We start from the raw sequence: 14718 nt of genomic DNA, 5'->3' as shown, positions 1-14718 counted from the left end.
TCATGGCTGTTCAGAAACTTCCTCTCGCGAAGGCGCTCAACGAGTCGCTGCGCAAGGCCCTGGACGACGACCCCAAGGTCGTCATCATGGGCCTGGACGTCGGCAAGCTCGGCGGTGTCTTCCGGATCACCGACGGCCTGCAGAAGGACTTCGGCGAGGACCGGGTCATCGACACCCCGCTTGCCGAGTCCGGCATCGTCGGCACCGCGATCGGCCTCGCCCTGCGCGGCTACCGGCCGATCGTGGAGATCCAGTTCGACGGCTTCGTCTTCCCGGCGTACGACCAGATCGTCACCCAGCTGGCGAAGATGCGGGCCCGTTCGCTCGGCACGGTGAAGATGCCGGTCGTCATCCGCATCCCGTACGGCGGCGGCATCGGTGCGGTCGAGCACCACTCCGAGTCCCCCGAGTCGCTCTTCGCGCACGTCGCGGGCCTCAAGGTCGTCACCCCGGCGAACTCCTCCGACGCCTACTGGATGCTCCAGCAGGCGATCCAGAGCGACGACCCGGTCATCTTCTTCGAGCCCAAGCGCCGCTACTGGGACAAGGGAGAGGTCGACACCGAGGCCTTCCCCGGCGAGCTGCACAAGGCCCGTGTCGCGCGCGAGGGCACGGACCTCACCCTCGCCGCCTACGGCCCGATGGTGAAGACCTGCCTCGAGGTGGCCTCCGCCGCGGCCGAGGAGGGCAAGTCGATCGAGGTCGTGGACCTGCGCTCGATCTCCCCGCTCGACTTCGACACCATCCAGGCCTCGGTCGAGAAGACCCGCCGCCTGGTCGTGGTCCACGAGGCCCCGGTCTTCTTCGGCTCCGGCGCGGAGATCGCCGCCCGGATCACCGAGCGCTGCTTCTACCACCTGGAGGCCCCCGTCCTGCGGGTCGGCGGCTACCACGCGCCGTATCCGCCGGCGCGCCTGGAGGAGGAGTACCTGCCGGGTCTCGACCGTGTGCTCGACGCCGTCGACCGCTCGCTGGCGTACTGAGGAGAGCACTGTGACGATCCGCGAATTCAAGATGCCCGATGTGGGCGAGGGCCTCACCGAGGCCGAGATCCTCAAGTGGTACGTGCAGCCCGGCGACACGGTCACCGACGGGCAGGTCGTGTGCGAGGTCGAGACGGCCAAGGCCGCGGTCGAGCTGCCGATCCCGTTCGACGGCACGGTCCACGAGCTGTGCTTCCCCGAGGGGACGACGGTCGACGTCGGCCAGGTCATCATCTCGGTGAACGTCGGCGGCGGGGCCGCGCCCGCGCCCGAGGCCCCGGTGGCCGAGACCGCCCCGGCAGCCGCCGCACCCGCGCCCGCGCCGGTCGAGGAGGACGAGCAGCCGAAGGGCCGCCAGCCCGTCCTCGTCGGCTACGGCGTGGCCGCCAGCTCCACCAAGCGCCGTGCGCGCAAGGCGCCGGCGGGCACGGCCCCGGCCGCCGCCGCACCCGTCGCCACCGCGCCTGCCGTCTCCGCGCCTGCCGTCTCCGCGCCCGTCGCACCCGTCGCCGTCTCCGTACCGGAGCAGCTCAACGGGCACGCGCCGGCCGGTGCCGGTGCCGGTGGCCGGCCGCTGGCCAAGCCGCCGGTCCGGAAGCTCGCGAAGGACCTCGGCGTCGACCTGGCCACGGTCACCCCGACCGGCCCGGACGGCATCATCACCCGTGAGGACGTGCACGCGGCGGCCGCTCCGGCGCCCGCTCCGGCCGCCGAGGCCCCGGCACCCGTGGCGGCTCCCGCCCCGGTCGTGGCCCCGGTCGCGGCGCCCGCGTCCGTCGCGCCGGCCCTCGTGTCGACCGACGCCCGGGAGACCCGTGTGCCCGTCAAGGGCGTACGGAAGGCCACGGCGGCGGCGATGGTCGGTTCGGCCTTCACCGCTCCGCACGTCACCGAGTTCGTGACCTTCGACATCACGCGCACGATGAAGCTGGTCGAGGAGCTCAAGGCGGGCAAGGACATGGCGGGCCTGCGGGTCAACCCGCTGCTCCTCATCGCCAAGGCCGTCCTGGTCGCGGTCCGGCGCAACCCGGAGATCAACGCGGCCTGGGACGAGGCGGCGCAGGAGATCGTCCTCAAGCACTACGTGAACCTGGGCATCGCCGCGGCCACCCCGCGCGGTCTGCTCGTGCCGAACATCAAGGACGCGCACGCGCAGACCCTGCCCGAGCTCTCGGCGTCCCTGAGCGAGCTGATCTCCACCGCCCGCGACGGGAAGACGACCCCGGCGGCGATGCAGGGCGGCACCTTCACCATCACCAACGTCGGCGTCTTCGGCGTCGACACCGGTACGCCCATCCTCAACCCCGGCGAGTCCGCGATCCTCGCGGTCGGTGCGATCAAGCTCCAGCCGTGGGTCCACAAGGGCAAGGTGAAGCCGCGTCAGGTCACCACGCTGGCCCTCTCCTTCGACCACCGACTGGTCGACGGCGAGCTCGGCTCCAAGTTCCTGGCGGACGTCGCCGCGATCCTGGAGCAGCCGAAGCGTCTGATCACCTGGAGCTGACCCCGGCCTGGACCTAGTGCGCGCGGGTTCGTCCGTTTCACGTGAAACATGAGGCCCCGTCCACGATGTGGACGGGGCTCTCTGTTGCACCTCTGTTGTATCTAAGCTGTGTTCATGGCATCCGCTCCCCCCGCAGCCGACCGCGTCTACATGCACGTCAAGCAGGCCGTACTCGACCGGCGCTACGAGGGCGGCACCCTCCTCACCGAGGGCGAACTCGCCCTCGCCGTCGGGGTGTCCCGGACGCCCGTCCGTGAGGCGCTTCTCAAGCTGGAGATGGAAGGGCTGCTCAAGCTCTATCCGAAGAAGGGCGCCCTCGTCCTCGCCGTCTCCGCCCAGGAGATCGCCGACGTCGTCGAGACCCGTCTGCTCGTCGAGGAGTTCGCCGTCCGCCGGGCCGTGCCGGCGCCCGCCTCGCTCGTCGAGCGGCTCGAAGAGCTCCTGGAGGAGCAGAAGCAGCGCGCCCAGGCCGGCGACCTCGCCGAGGTCGCCGTCACCGACCGCTGCTTCCACGCCGAGATCGTCCGGCACGCCGGCAACCAGATACTGTCCCGCCTCTACGACCAGCTCCGCGACCGCCAGTTGCGCATGGGCGTCGCCGTGATGCAGTCCCAGCCCGACCGCGTCGCCAAGAACATCACCGAGCACGCCGAGATCCTCGACCGGATCAAGGCCGGTGACGTGGAGGGCGCCGCGTTCTGCGTCCGCCAGCACCTCAGCTGGGTCAAGGTCCTGGTCCGGGGTGACAACCGGTGAGCGGCGCCAACGGGAAGAGCAACGGCAACGGCGGCGACCGGAAGGCCCACCACGGCCAGAACGCGCACGGCTCCGCCCTCACCCTCCCCGGCGACCCGCCCGGCGGCCGCCGCGCCGCCCTCGTCTGGGGCGTCGGCGTCGCCGTCTACTTCGTCGCCGTCATCTTCCGCACGTCCCTCGGCGTCGCCGGACTCGACGCCGCCGACCGCTTCGACGTCAACGCCTCCGCGCTCTCCACCTTCTCCATACTCCAGCTGCTCGTCTACGCGGGCATGCAGATACCCGTCGGCCTCATGGTCGACCGGCTCGGCACCAAGAAGGTCCTCGCCCTCGGCGTCGTCCTGTTCACCCTCGGCCAGCTGGGCTTCGCGCTCGCCCCCTCGTACGGCACGGCGCTCGCCGCCCGCGTCCTCCTGGGCTGCGGCGACGCCATGACCTTCATCAGCGTCCTGCGCCTCGGCACCCGCTGGTTCCCCGCCCGCCGCGGCCCGCTGATCGCCCAGCTCGCCGGTCTCATCGGGATGGCCGGCAACCTCGTCTCCACCGTCTTCATCGCCCGCGCCCTGCACGGCCTCGGCTGGACGACCACCTTCGTCGGCAGCTCCCTCGCGGGCGTCCTCGTCCTCGTCCTGCTGCTGCTCTTCCTCAAGGACCACCCCGAGGGGTACGAGCCCCAGCCCGCCACCCACGCCGGCGCGGCCTACGTCCGCCGCCAGATCGCCGAGTCCTGGCGGGAACCCGGCACCCGCCTCGGCATGTGGGTGCACTTCACCACCCAGTTCCCCGCGATGGTCTTCCTGCTGCTCTGGGGACTGCCCTACCTCGTCGAGGCGCAGGGCCTGTCCCGGTCGGCCGCCGGGGGACTGCTCACCCTGGTCGTCCTCTCCAACATGGTCGTCGGCCTCGCGTACGGGCAGATCATCGCCCGCCACCACAGGGCCCGCGCCCCGCTCGCCCTCGGCACGGTCGCCTCCACCGCCCTGCTGTGGGGCGCCACCCTCGCGTACCCCGGCGACCACGCCCCGATGTGGCTGCTCGTCACCCTCTGCCTGGTCCTCGGCGCCTGCGGACCGGCCTCGATGATCGGCTTCGACTTCGCCCGCCCCGCGAACCCGCCGGAGCGCCAGGGCACCGCGTCCGGCATCGTCAACATGGGCGGGTTCGTGGCCTCGATGACGACGCTGCTCGCCGTCGGCGTGCTCCTCGACGCGACCGGCGACAACTACCGGATCGCGTTCTCGTCCGTCTTCGTCCTGGAAGCCCTCGGCGTCGTCCAGATCCTGCGCCTCAAGGCCCGCACCCACCGCAGGGAGCGCGAACGGCTGGTGGCCAGCCGCGTGGAAGCCGTACACGTACCCGTCTGAGGACCTACCGGGGCGTCACCGCGAAGTTGTCGAGGATCGCCCGGGCCAGCTCCTCGTCGCCCTCCACCTTGACCCGGTCGGCCACGTCGGCCGGCCGGACCCGGCCGCAGGCGAGGCGTACGAACGTCTCCCAGTCCGTCGCGAGCGTCACCGCGGGACCCAGCGAGGGCGCTCCGTCGATCGAACCCCGGCCCTCCGCGTCGACCCGTACCGTCCGCAGGAACTCGACCGGACCGCTCACGTCCACGACCACCGCGGAGGACGCCGGCGCCCCCGCGTCCTTGGCGACCACCTTCGGCAGCGCCTCGAGGAGCACGTCCCGCGTCACGTGCGCGCCCGCCGAGTCCAGGTTGCCTGGCGCGCCGAGCGCCGCCCGCAGGTCCTGCTCGTGCACCCACACGTCGAAGGCACGCATCCGGTACGCCAGTTCCAGGGACTGCTCCGCGCCGAGGGGCGCGCGGATCAGGTGCTCGGGGGAGCGGTTCTCGTTGCGGAGCTGCCGGGCCCGGCGGATCAGGATGTACTCCAGCTCCGAGGTCATCTCCGGCGCGGTGTGGTGCCGCCGCACATCGACCTGGACCTCCATGTAGCGCGCGAAGTCACTGCGTACGTGGTACAGGTCGCGCGGCAGGGAGTGGATCGGCCGCGGGTCGCCGAGCATCTCCGTCTCCATGCCGATCACATGGGACACGATGTCCCGGACCGACCAGCCTGGGCACGGTGTCGGCCGGTTCCACTCGCCCTCCACGAGCGGCTGCACCAGCTCGGCTATCGCCTCGATGGAATGGGTCCAGGCGTCGGCGTAGTTCTGGAGGCTGGGATGGACGGTCACGGGACCCCTCGGCGGTTCTTCGGTGCGCGGGCTGAATAACACGACTGGGTGGGAGGCTCGGACGCTAAGTTACGCTGCCCGAAGGCACCCCGGCAGTGCTTTCGTGTGACGATCGTAGGCCGGTGTTGACGGCTCGAATGCCAGGACGGTGGTAGTGTGCGCGCCTCGCTGATCCAGATCGCGGTAGACCCGGACGAACCGGTCGACGCCCGTCGCGCCCGCGTGGCGCGCCTCGTACGGGAGGAATCCGGCCGCGCCGACCTCGTCGTCCTGCCGGAACTGTGGCCCACGGGCGCCTTCGCGTACGAGATGTTCGCCGCCGAGTCCGAGCCGCTGAACGGCCCCACGCACCGGGCGATGGCGGCCGCCGCGCGCGACGCCGGGGTCTGGCTGCACGCCGGTTCCTTCGTCGAGGCGGAGGGCGGCGCCCTCTACAACACCTCGCTCGTCCTCTCCGCCGACGGCGAACTCGCCGCCTCCTACCGGAAGATCCACCGCTTCGGCTTCGACAAGGGCGAGGCGGTGATGATGGCCGCGGGGGAAGACCTGGTGACGGTCGACCTGCCGCACCTCACCCTCGGTGTCGGCACCTGCTACGACCTGCGCTTCCCGGAACTCTTCCGCGGCCTCGTCGACGCCGGCGCCCAGGCCTTCGTCGTCCCGGCCGGCTGGCCCGCCCGCCGCCGCGCGCACTGGACCCTCCTCGCCCAGGCACGTGCCGTCGAGAACCAGGCTTACGTCCTCGCCTGCGGTACGGCGGGCACCCACGCGGGCGTCGAGCAGGCAGGCCACTCGATCGTCGTCGACCCCTGGGGCGACGTCCTCGCGGAGGCGGGCCCGGACGAGGAGATCCTGCGGGTCGACCTCGACCCGGCGAAGGTGACGAGGACCCGCGACCAGTTCCCGGCCCTGAAGGACCGGGTCCTGGGGGTGGCGACACCGCGCCCGCGCCGGTAGCGGGGTCGCGCACCGGGCTGACGGGGACGCCGCCCTTTCAGACCTGCGACGCCTGAGGCCTGGGCCTCGGGCCTGCGCCTCCGCGTCAGGCCTGCGCCTCAGACCTCCGCGTCAGGCCTGCGCCTCAGGCCTGCGCCTCCGCCCACAGCTGCGTCACGCGGGAGAAGCCCGCGCGGACCGCCCCGCCCCGGGTGAGCGCCGCGCGGTCCACCCCCGCGAAGATCAGCGCCAGGGACAGGTCGGCCGCGCCCGCCCGGCCCGTCACCGTGACGTCGAGCTGCCGCCGCTTACCGCGCACCGACACGGTGACCCCCGGGTCCTCGGCGTCCGCGTCGCGGGCCAGCACCCAGGAGCGCCGGTTCACGGCCCACAGCCGGTAGCGGTCACCGCCGTACCGCAGGCCGAGCCCCCGCTGCCGGGCGGTCGCGCCGAACCGGTTGCGGGTCATGTAGACGATCGCGTCGCCGACGCGGAGGGTCGCCCGGTTCAGGCTCGGCAGCCGGAGCAGGTCCGTGTGGATGCCCCGGGCCTCGTACGACGCCGTCGGTATCAGCCCGCCCCGCAGCTCCGACATCACCAGCTCGGGCGCGGTCTGCCGCAGCGGGGCCTCCACGGTGATCTCGCCGAACTGGGCCGACACGCCGTGCCAGCCGACCCGCCGCTCGTACCCCTGGCCCTCCCGCCACGGGCGCAGCGTGAACGGTGTGACGGTGGTGTGCATGGTGACCTCCCCGGCCGGCCGTGATGCGTCAGACGACGATCGCATGCAGGGAGGCCCGTTCCGGCGCCGGGCCCGGGGTGTACTCCGCCCAGGCCGCCGCCAGTCTCCGTACCGCCTCCGTCAGGACCTCGGGCGGCGCGAGGAAGTGGAGCCTGAGCCGGCGGAGGCTGCCGCCGAGCGCGTCGGCCGTCGAGCCGGGGAGGACGGCCACCCCGTGGCGGAGGGCGAGTTGCGCGAAGGAGACGCCGTCGCCGTGGGGGAGCCGTACCCACAGCGTCTGGCCGCCCGTGGACGGCGCGCAGGTCCAGGACGGCAGACGGCGGGCGAGCTCGGCCCTGAGGTGGTCGTGGCCCGCGCGCACCGACGCCAGGCGGGCCGCGAGGACCGGGGCGAAGTCGTCGAGGAGGCGGACCGCGGCGAGTTGGGACGGCAGGTCGCTGCCGAGGTCGTGGAGGGCCTTGAGCCGGGCGAGGCGGGCGACCAGGGGCGCTGGACCGCGCAGCCAGCCGATGCGGAGCCCGCCCCACACCATCTTGCTCAGCGAACCGACCCCGATCACCTCGCCGTACGAGGAGAGCGGCCGCTCCGGCGGCGACGCCGTGTCGAACGCCAGGTCCGCGAGGACCTCGTCGTCCACGAGCGGTACGCCGAGCGCGTTCGCCGCCTCCACGAGCCGGCGCCCGGCGAGCGGCGGTAGCACCGCGCCCGTCGGGTTCTGGAACCGGGCCATGACGTACGCCAGGGCCGGACGGTGACGTTCCATCAGCCGTACCGCCTCCGCCACGTCGATCCCGTACGGCCCGACCGCCACCGGCAGCGGTACGGCGGCCGCCTCCCGGAACAGGTCGAGCGCCCCCGGGTACGTCGGCGCCTCCACAAGGACCCCGTCGCCGGGCGCGAGCAGCAGCCGCGTCAGGAGCGAGATCGCCTGCTGCGCACCGGTGGTGACCAGGATCTGCCCCGGCGCGGTCGGCACCCCGCGCGCCGCGTACCGGTCGGCGACCGCAGCGCGCAGCGCCGCGAGGCCGGCCGGGTGGTAGCCGAGGTCGCCGTCGGGCAGGACGAGCGAGCGGTACGCCTCCGCCAACTCGGGCGGCGGCTGCGCGGGGGCCGCGCAGCTCAGCAGGATCACGTCGTCCGGCGCCTCCAGGAGGTGCAGGAAGAGGGGGTTGGAGGTCTCCGTCACGCGGGGACCGGGCGGGCGGGCGGGTACGTCGGAGGCGTGCAGGACCGACCCTGCCGCCAGGGGCGAACCTGCCGCCTGGGGCGACCCTGCCACGCCGGGCGGCCCCGCCGGTCGGGGCGAGCCGGCCACCCGGGCCGACCCCGCCACCCCGCGCGGCTCCGGCGCAAGGGCGGCCCGCGCGACCCGGGTTCCGCTGCCCTGCCGCCGTACGAGCCGCCCCTCCTGGCGCAGTGTGTCGTAGGCGGCGACCACCGTCGTACGGCCCACGGCGAGGGCCTTCGCGAGCCGCCGGTCCGGCGGCAGGAGCGCGCCCGGCGGCAGCGCGGACTCGTCCATCAGCCGCCGCAGCCGAGCCGCGAGCAGCAGGTACAGCGGCCCGCGCCCGGCCGACCAGCGGCCGAGCCGGGCGACGAGGTGGTCCAGGTCCAGAGGCGCGTCGATTGGCTCCATTGCCGGACCAATCTGCCGGGATTGGCCCTGGGAAGGCAAGCGGCGGGTCCACAGACTGAACGCATGAGCCACGCCGACGACTTCGAAGCGACGCCCCTCCGACCTACGGCCGGCCCCGACCTCGGCCCCGACCCCGACCCCGACCCCGACCTCGGGACGGTCCGTCCCGAGACCCTCGCCGTCCACCCGCCGCACGTGGAGATCAAGGGCAGTAGGCCCCTCGGCGTCCCCCTCCACCAGGGCCATGTCTTCGCCTTCGACTCCGCCGACGCCCTCGCCACCGCCTTCACCTCCGCGGACGCCTTCCTCTACAGCCGCCTCGGCAACCCCACCGTCCGGACCCTTGAGGACGCCGTCGCCCGCCTCGAAGGCGGCGCCGCCGGCCTCTCCTTCGCCTCCGGCATGGGCGCCGTCAACGCCGTCCTGCTCGGCCTGCTCTCCTCCGGCGACCACGTCATCGCCCAGAGCTGCCTGTACGGCGGTACGTACGCGGTCCTCACCGACCTCGCCACCCGCTGGGGCGTCGACGTGACGTACGTATCGGGCACCGACCCGGAGGAGGTACGGGCGGCCCTGCGCCCCGAGACCCGGCTCCTCTACCTGGAGACCATCGCCAACCCCACCACCCGCGTCTCCGACCTGCCCGCGCTCGCCGCCGTCGCGGCCGGGGCCGGGGTCCCGGTCGCCGTCGACAACACCTTCGCCTCCCCGCTCCTGTGCCGCCCCCTCGACCACGGCGCCGACATCGTCGTCCACTCGGCCACCAAGTACCTCTCCGGGCACGCGGACGTCCTCGGCGGCGTCGCCGTCTTCAAGGACGCCGAGCTGTACGGCAGGGTCCGCCACCACGCCGTCGAACAGGGCGCCTCCACCGACCCGTTCGCCGCCTGGCTGACCCTGCGCGGCATGCAGACCCTGTCCCTGCGCATGGAGCGCCAGTGCGCGAGCGCCGCCGACCTCGCGGCCCGGCTCGCCGCGCACCCGGCGGTCGCGGCCGTGCGCCACCCCGCGCTCGCGAGCCACCCGGACCGGGAGATCGCCGTCCGTCTGCTGCCGGGCGGGGGCGGCGGGGTGATCTCGGTCGACCTCGCGGGCGGCCGGGAGGCGGGCCGTACGTTCGTCGAGGCGGTACGGCTCGCCTCCCTCAGCGTCTCCCTGGGCGATGTGAAGACCCTGGTGATGCACCCGGCCTCCACCTCCCACCACCAGCTCGACGCGGCGGCGCTCGCGGCGGCCGGGATCGGCCCCGGTACGGTACGGATCTCGGTCGGCATCGAGCACGTCGAGGACCTGTGGACGGACCTGGACCAGGCCCTGCGGAAGGCCGCCTAGTCATCCCCCCGCTCGCGCTCGGCCATCCGGATCACGCACACCGCCACGGCGACGAGCAGCGCGGTGTCCGCGTCCTCGCGGACCACGTTCACCGCGTACGTCTCGCGGACGTGGAACCACTGCCGGGAGATGTGGGCCAGGAGTTCACCCTCGTACTCGACGGTGAACTCCCGGTCCAGGATCCGGCCGCTGACGTCCAGTTCGGTGCCCTCGACGAGCGTCACCCGGTAGTGGTTGCGCAGCAGCGACAGCCGTTTGCGGCGGACGGTCGCGAGCGGCCGCTCGTCCCGCTCGATGGTCATCGCGTCCCGCAGGCTGAACATCTTCTGCCGCAGCGTGATCAGGACCTGCCCGTCCGGATCCTTCAGCTCCAGCGTGTCGCGCAGCCGCAGCGCCTTGCCGTCGACGAGGAAGGCGTGGCGGCCCTGCTCGTCCTCGATCCAGTAGTCGTCACCGATCGCGAAGATCTTGTCCCGTACGAGATATTTCATGGCGGTATGCCTGCCCGTACGGTCGGGGCTTCTCACCTGAAGTAGCGGATGAACGGGTCCGGGGTCGCCCCGAGCGTCGCGCCGAACGGCGAGTCGAGCTGATGGATCAGCAGCACCGTGAACGCGATGAAGCCCGCGAGGCCCATCACCATCACCACATGGGTCACGCTCCTCCTCATCCCGAAGAGGAACATGAAGGCCAGCGTCAGCGCGCCCCCGATGATCAGGCCCGCCCACAGCACGGGCGAGAGCCGCTCCTGCGCGGCCGCCTCCCGGCCGCGCCGGGCGTCGTCGACGTAACCGAGCTGGGCGAGGACCTCCTGGGCGGCGATCTGCTGCGGCACCTTCGCGTTCTCCTCCACCTCGCCGGCCCGCCGCAGCTGTTCGAGGAGCTGCCAGCCGGCCATGTCGAGCGGCTCGCGGGCCGCCATCACCGGCCACTCGACGTCGACGACATGGCCGGCGTACGTACGGGCCGCCTCGCGCAGCGGCTGCCGCCGGTCGGCGGGGAGGGCGTCCGCGAGCAGGTACATCTGGTGGAGGGCGCTCGCCTCGGCCTGTACGTGGTCGGCGGCGGAGGAGCGGGTGTCCCAGACGGAGACGAGGCAGAGGCCGAGGACGACGGCGTAGAGCACCGACACCATCATGGCGATGTACTCGGCGACGTCCTCGCGCGGCTCCTCGTCCTCCCCGATGGGGAAGAGCCTGGCCTTGGCGAAGACGGCGAGGGCGGCGGCGAGTGCGACGCCGAGGACGACGACGAGCGTTTCGAGCAGGGCCACGGTCAGCTTCTCCGGTTGCCGAGGAGGGCGGCGGCGACGGCCGCCGGGATCAGGAGCAGCAGCAACATCGTCACGACGCCGAACTCACTCGCCTCCCGCCCCCGCCGCCGCAGCCGCCCCAGGAAACCCTCGGAGTCGAGGGTGGCGGCACGGCGGGCGACAGGAGGACCGACAGCGGTCCCGACGCCCCCGACCCCGGCCCCGGCGGAGGCGCCGACCCCGGCACCGCCGGAGGCGCCGACCCCGGTACCGGCGCTGGCCCCGACCCCGGCGGCGTCCCCGGCCCCGGGGACGGTGCCGGGCGGTCCGACGGGCAGGACCGGGGATGCGGGTTCTAGGGGTACGGCTCCGGGGGGTGCGGCGCCTGGAGGGGCGGGGGCTCCGGGCGCGGCGGCGCCGGGTGGGACAGCTCCGGGTGGGGCGGCCGCCGCAGGTGGGGCGGCCTCGGGTGCGGCGGCGGCGCCGGGTGGGACAGCGCCGGCTCCGCCGGCTCCAGGCGCGGCAGCTCCAGGCGCGGCCGCCGCCCCAGGGGGTCCCAAAGGCACAGGAGCCCTGGGCGCCCCGGGAGGCCCGAGAGGTACGGGTGCCCCGGCAGCCCCGGGAGGCCCGAGAGGTACGGGTGCCCCGGCAGCCCCGGGAGGCCCGAGAGGTACGGGTGCCCCGGCAGCCCCCGGAGGCCCGAGAGGTACGGGAGCCCCCGGAGCCCCGGGAGCCCCGGGAGCCCCGGGAGCCCCGGGAGCCCCGGGAGGCCCCACAGGCCCGGGCACCGGCGCCCCCTGCCCACCCACCGCCGCACCAACCCCTCCCCCAACCTCTCCCCCAACCCCTCCCTCAGCGCCCCCTACGGAGCCCCCTCCAGCCCCCCCGACGGCTCCACCCGCTCCACCCGTCCCACCCGCTCCGGGCCCCCCACCAACCCCACCAACCCCACCATCCCCGCCCGCCCCGCCGACCCCGTTGTACCCGGCGCGGGCGGTCGCGGTGAGTCGTCGCCGGAGCGACGGGACGGCACCGTCCGCGCGGACGGTGCCCCAGTGCAGCCCGGGCTCCGCGGGGAACCTGGCGACGCACTCCAGGTCCTCGAGCGCGGGCAGGGGGCCCCCGGGGCAGCGCACGGACCCGGCCGGGACCGCGGGGTCGACGACCCGAACCCCGTACAGGTCCGCCTCACCGTGGTTCACGAGGCGGTACCGCTTCACGGCCTGCGCGCCGACCCGGATGTCGGGCGGCCGCACCCCGCTGTCGCCGCGGCCGTTCACGGTCACGGTGAGCCGCAGGGCCCCGTCCCCGGAGCCGCCGGCCCGCGCGAGGGTCACGGGGAGGATCAGGCAGGGCAGGACGAGGAGCAGGACGAGCAGAACCGCCACCAGGAGCCCACCGCTCACCCGAGGGGAGGAAAAATACGATGATCCGATCAAACGTTCCGCCATGCCCGCCATGCTCACCAGCCCCCACCCCCACCCCGCCCCCGGACACGCACCCCCGCCCCACCCGGCCCCCTCTTTCCACCCGTACGGCACCCTGGACGCATGAACGACTCCGCGCCCGCGACCGCACCCCGCCGTGCCCGTGTCCGCGCCCCCGAGCTGATCGGCAAGGGTGGCTGGCTGAACACGGGTGGAGACGACCTGACCCTCGCCGACCTGCGAGGAAAGATCGTTCTGCTCGATTTCTGGACCTTCTGCTGTGTGAACTGCCTGCACGTCCTCGATGAGCTTCGTGAGCTGGAGGAGAAGCACCGCGACACGCTCGTGATCGTCGGGGTGCACTCGCCGAAGTTCGTGCACGAGGCCGAGCACCAGGCCGTCGTCGACGCCGTCGAGCGGTACGAGGTGCACCATCCCGTACTGGACGACCCCGAGCTCGCGACCTGGAAGCAGTACGCCGTGCGGGCCTGGCCGACGCTCGTCGTGATCGACCCCGAGGGGTACGTCGTCGCCCAGCACGCCGGTGAGGGGCACGCCAACGCCATCCGGACGCTCGTCGAGGAGCTGGAGGCCGAGCACGGGGCCAAGGGGACGCTGCGGCGCGGCGACGGGCCGTACGTGCCGCCCGAGCCCGTCGCCACCGACCTGCGGTTCCCCGGCAAGGCGATCCTGCTGCCCTCAGGGAACTTCCTGGTCTCCGACACCACCCGGCACCAGCTCGTGGAGCTCGCGGCCGACGGCGAGACCGTCGTACGGCGCATCGGCGAGGGCGTCTTCCGGGAGCCGCAGGGTCTCGCGGCGCTGCCCGACGGGAGGGTCGTCGTGGCGGACACCGTGAACCACTCCCTGCGCGTCCTCGACCCGGAGAGCGGCGCCGTCGAGCTCGTCGCCGGTACCGGGAAGCAGTGGTGGCAGGGGTCTCCCACCTCAGGCCCGGCCCTTGAGGTCGACCTGTCCTCGCCGTGGGACGTGGCCTGGTGGCAGGGCAAGGTGTGGATCGCGATGGCCGGTGTCCACCAGCTGTGGACGTACGACCCGGAGAGCGGGACCGTCGAGGTCGCGGCGGGCACGACGAACGAGGGGCTCGTCGACGGGCCGGCCGCCGAGGCCTGGTTCGCGCAGCCCTCCGGCCTCTCGGCCACCGAGGACCGGCTGTGGATCGCCGACTCCGAGACGAGCGCCCTGCGCTGGATCGACCGGGACGGTGTCGTCCACACCGCCGTCGGCACCGGCCTCTTCGACTTCGGCCACCGCGACGGCGAGGCCGGGCAGGCCCTGCTCCAGCACCCGCTGGGCGTGACGGCCCTGCCCGACGGCTCGGTCGCCGTCAGCGACACGTACAACCACGCCCTGCGCCGCTACGACCCCGCCACCGGCGAGGTCACCACCCTCGCCACCGATCTGCGCGAGCCCAGCGGCGCGGTCCTCGTCGACGGCGACATCGTCGTCGTCGAGTCCGCCCGGCACCGGCTGACCCGGCTGCGGCTCCCCGAGGAGGCCGTCCAGGTCGAGGCCGTGGCGCACCGTACCCGGCGCGAGGCCACCGAGGTCGCCCCGGGCCGCCTCCGCCTGGACGTCGTCTTCCAGGCCCCGACGGGTCAGAAGCTCGACGACCGTTACGGCCCCTCGACCCGCCTCCTGGTCTCCTCGACCCCGCCGGAACTCCTCCTCGCGGGCGAGGGCACGGGCACGGACCTCTTCCGGGAGCTCGACCTGAACCCGGAGGTCACGGAGGGCGTCCTGCACGTCTCGGCGATGGCCGCGTCCTGCGACGACGACCCGGCCAACGAGTACCCCGCCTGCCATGTCCACCAGCAGGACTGGGGCGTCCCGTTGAAGGTCACGGAGACGGGCACGGCCCGCCTCCCCCTGATCCTCGCCGGCATGGACGCCTAGTCAGCCAGCCAGCCAGCCAGTCAGCTGGTCGGCTGGT

12 protein-coding genes are annotated in these 14718 nt (G+C 73.4%); 7 read left to right on the top strand and 5 right to left on the bottom strand.

What is annotated here, in order from left to right:
- The first annotated feature begins 2 nt into the window (after positions 1-2).
- The 4 genes from ABT034_RS03610 (at position 3) to ABT034_RS03595 (ending at position 4607) form a co-directional block, all read left to right on the top strand.
- Entirely contained in the window at positions 3-983 is a 981-nt protein-coding gene (locus ABT034_RS03610; protein ID WP_351210837.1) for an alpha-ketoacid dehydrogenase subunit beta, read from the top strand.
- Between the two features lie 31 nt (positions 984-1014).
- On the top strand, positions 1015-2487 hold the full coding sequence (locus ABT034_RS03605; RefSeq protein WP_351211386.1) for a dihydrolipoamide acetyltransferase family protein: 1473 nt from the start codon (positions 1015-1017) through the stop codon (positions 2485-2487).
- Positions 2488-2601: 114 nt separating this feature from the next.
- Positions 2602-3243: a GntR family transcriptional regulator gene (locus ABT034_RS03600; protein ID WP_351210835.1), complete on the top strand. Its 642-nt coding sequence runs from the start codon at positions 2602-2604 to the stop codon at positions 3241-3243.
- On the top strand, positions 3240-4607 hold the full coding sequence (locus tag ABT034_RS03595) for an MFS transporter (protein WP_351210833.1): 1368 nt from the start codon (positions 3240-3242) through the stop codon (positions 4605-4607). Before ABT034_RS03600 ends, ABT034_RS03595 begins: the two co-directional genes overlap by 4 nt.
- Before the next feature lie 4 nt (positions 4608-4611).
- Here ABT034_RS03595 and ABT034_RS03590 read toward each other — a convergent pair whose 3' ends face one another.
- The gene (locus ABT034_RS03590) at positions 4612-5439 is read right to left on the bottom strand and encodes a maleylpyruvate isomerase family mycothiol-dependent enzyme (protein ID WP_351210831.1); all 828 of its coding nucleotides are present in this window, start codon (positions 5437-5439) and stop codon (positions 4612-4614) included.
- A 156-nt stretch (positions 5440-5595) separates the two neighbouring features.
- Between ABT034_RS03590 and ABT034_RS03585 the strand changes: the two genes are divergently transcribed.
- Positions 5596-6396, top strand: a complete 801-nt coding sequence (locus ABT034_RS03585) for a carbon-nitrogen family hydrolase (protein ID WP_351210829.1) — start codon at positions 5596-5598, stop codon at positions 6394-6396.
- Between the two features lie 124 nt (positions 6397-6520).
- On the opposite strand, the gene ABT034_RS03580 is transcribed toward ABT034_RS03585, so the two are convergent.
- Both ABT034_RS03580 and ABT034_RS03575 read right to left on the bottom strand, forming a co-directional pair.
- Positions 6521-7117: a hypothetical protein gene (locus ABT034_RS03580; protein WP_351210827.1), complete on the bottom strand. Its 597-nt coding sequence runs from the start codon at positions 7115-7117 to the stop codon at positions 6521-6523.
- Positions 7118-7145: 28 nt separating this feature from the next.
- On the bottom strand, positions 7146-8753 hold the full coding sequence (locus ABT034_RS03575) for an aminotransferase-like domain-containing protein (protein WP_351210825.1): 1608 nt from the start codon (positions 8751-8753) through the stop codon (positions 7146-7148).
- Positions 8754-8816: 63 nt separating this feature from the next.
- Here ABT034_RS03575 and ABT034_RS03570 point away from each other — a divergent pair, with 63 nt between their 5' ends.
- The gene (locus ABT034_RS03570) at positions 8817-10085 is read left to right on the top strand and encodes a trans-sulfuration enzyme family protein (protein WP_351210823.1); all 1269 of its coding nucleotides are present in this window, start codon (positions 8817-8819) and stop codon (positions 10083-10085) included.
- Here the strand turns inward: ABT034_RS03570 and ABT034_RS03565 are convergent.
- A complete protein-coding gene (locus tag ABT034_RS03565; protein ID WP_351210821.1) occupies positions 10082-10576 on the bottom strand; it encodes an LURP-one-related/scramblase family protein in 495 nt (164 codons plus the stop codon). The two genes, ABT034_RS03570 and ABT034_RS03565, sit on opposite strands and share 4 nt — an antisense overlap.
- 32 nt (positions 10577-10608) lie before the next feature.
- Positions 10609-11358: a bestrophin-like domain gene (locus tag ABT034_RS03560; protein ID WP_351210819.1), complete on the bottom strand. Its 750-nt coding sequence runs from the start codon at positions 11356-11358 to the stop codon at positions 10609-10611.
- A 1529-nt stretch (positions 11359-12887) separates the two neighbouring features.
- On the opposite strand from ABT034_RS03560, the gene ABT034_RS03555 reads away from it, so the two are divergent.
- Positions 12888-14681 carry an NHL domain-containing thioredoxin family protein gene (locus ABT034_RS03555; protein ID WP_351210817.1) on the top strand — a complete coding sequence of 598 codons (1794 nt, stop codon included), beginning with the start codon at positions 12888-12890 and terminating at the stop codon, positions 14679-14681.
- The last annotated feature ends 37 nt before the right edge of the window (positions 14682-14718 follow it).

This window comes from Streptomyces sp. NPDC002773 (genome assembly GCF_040295605.1).
Classification (GTDB): Bacteria; Actinomycetota; Actinomycetes; order Streptomycetales; family Streptomycetaceae; genus Streptomyces.
Note: the sequence above shows the minus strand (reverse complement) of the source record. Positions and strands in the feature narration are given on the sequence as shown.

Bases quoted from the DNA above. Each gene is read 5' to 3' on its own strand.
- ABT034_RS03600 (WP_351210835.1), top strand. From the start codon at position 2,602: ATGGCATCCGCTCCCCCCGCAGCCGACCGCGTCTACATGCACGTCAAG.
- ABT034_RS03580 (WP_351210827.1), bottom strand. From the start codon at position 7,117: ATGCACACCACCGTCACACCGTTCACGCTGCGCCCGTGGCGGGAGGGC.
- ABT034_RS03570 (WP_351210823.1), top strand. From the start codon at position 8,817: ATGAGCCACGCCGACGACTTCGAAGCGACGCCCCTCCGACCTACGGCC.
- ABT034_RS03575 (WP_351210825.1), bottom strand. From the start codon at position 8,753: ATGGAGCCAATCGACGCGCCTCTGGACCTGGACCACCTCGTCGCCCGG.
- ABT034_RS03610 (WP_351210837.1), top strand. From the start codon at position 3: ATGGCTGTTCAGAAACTTCCTCTCGCGAAGGCGCTCAACGAGTCGCTG.
- ABT034_RS03565 (WP_351210821.1), bottom strand. From the start codon at position 10,576: ATGAAATATCTCGTACGGGACAAGATCTTCGCGATCGGTGACGACTAC.
- ABT034_RS03555 (WP_351210817.1), top strand. From the start codon at position 12,888: ATGAACGACTCCGCGCCCGCGACCGCACCCCGCCGTGCCCGTGTCCGC.
- ABT034_RS03605 (WP_351211386.1), top strand. From the start codon at position 1,015: ATGCCCGATGTGGGCGAGGGCCTCACCGAGGCCGAGATCCTCAAGTGG.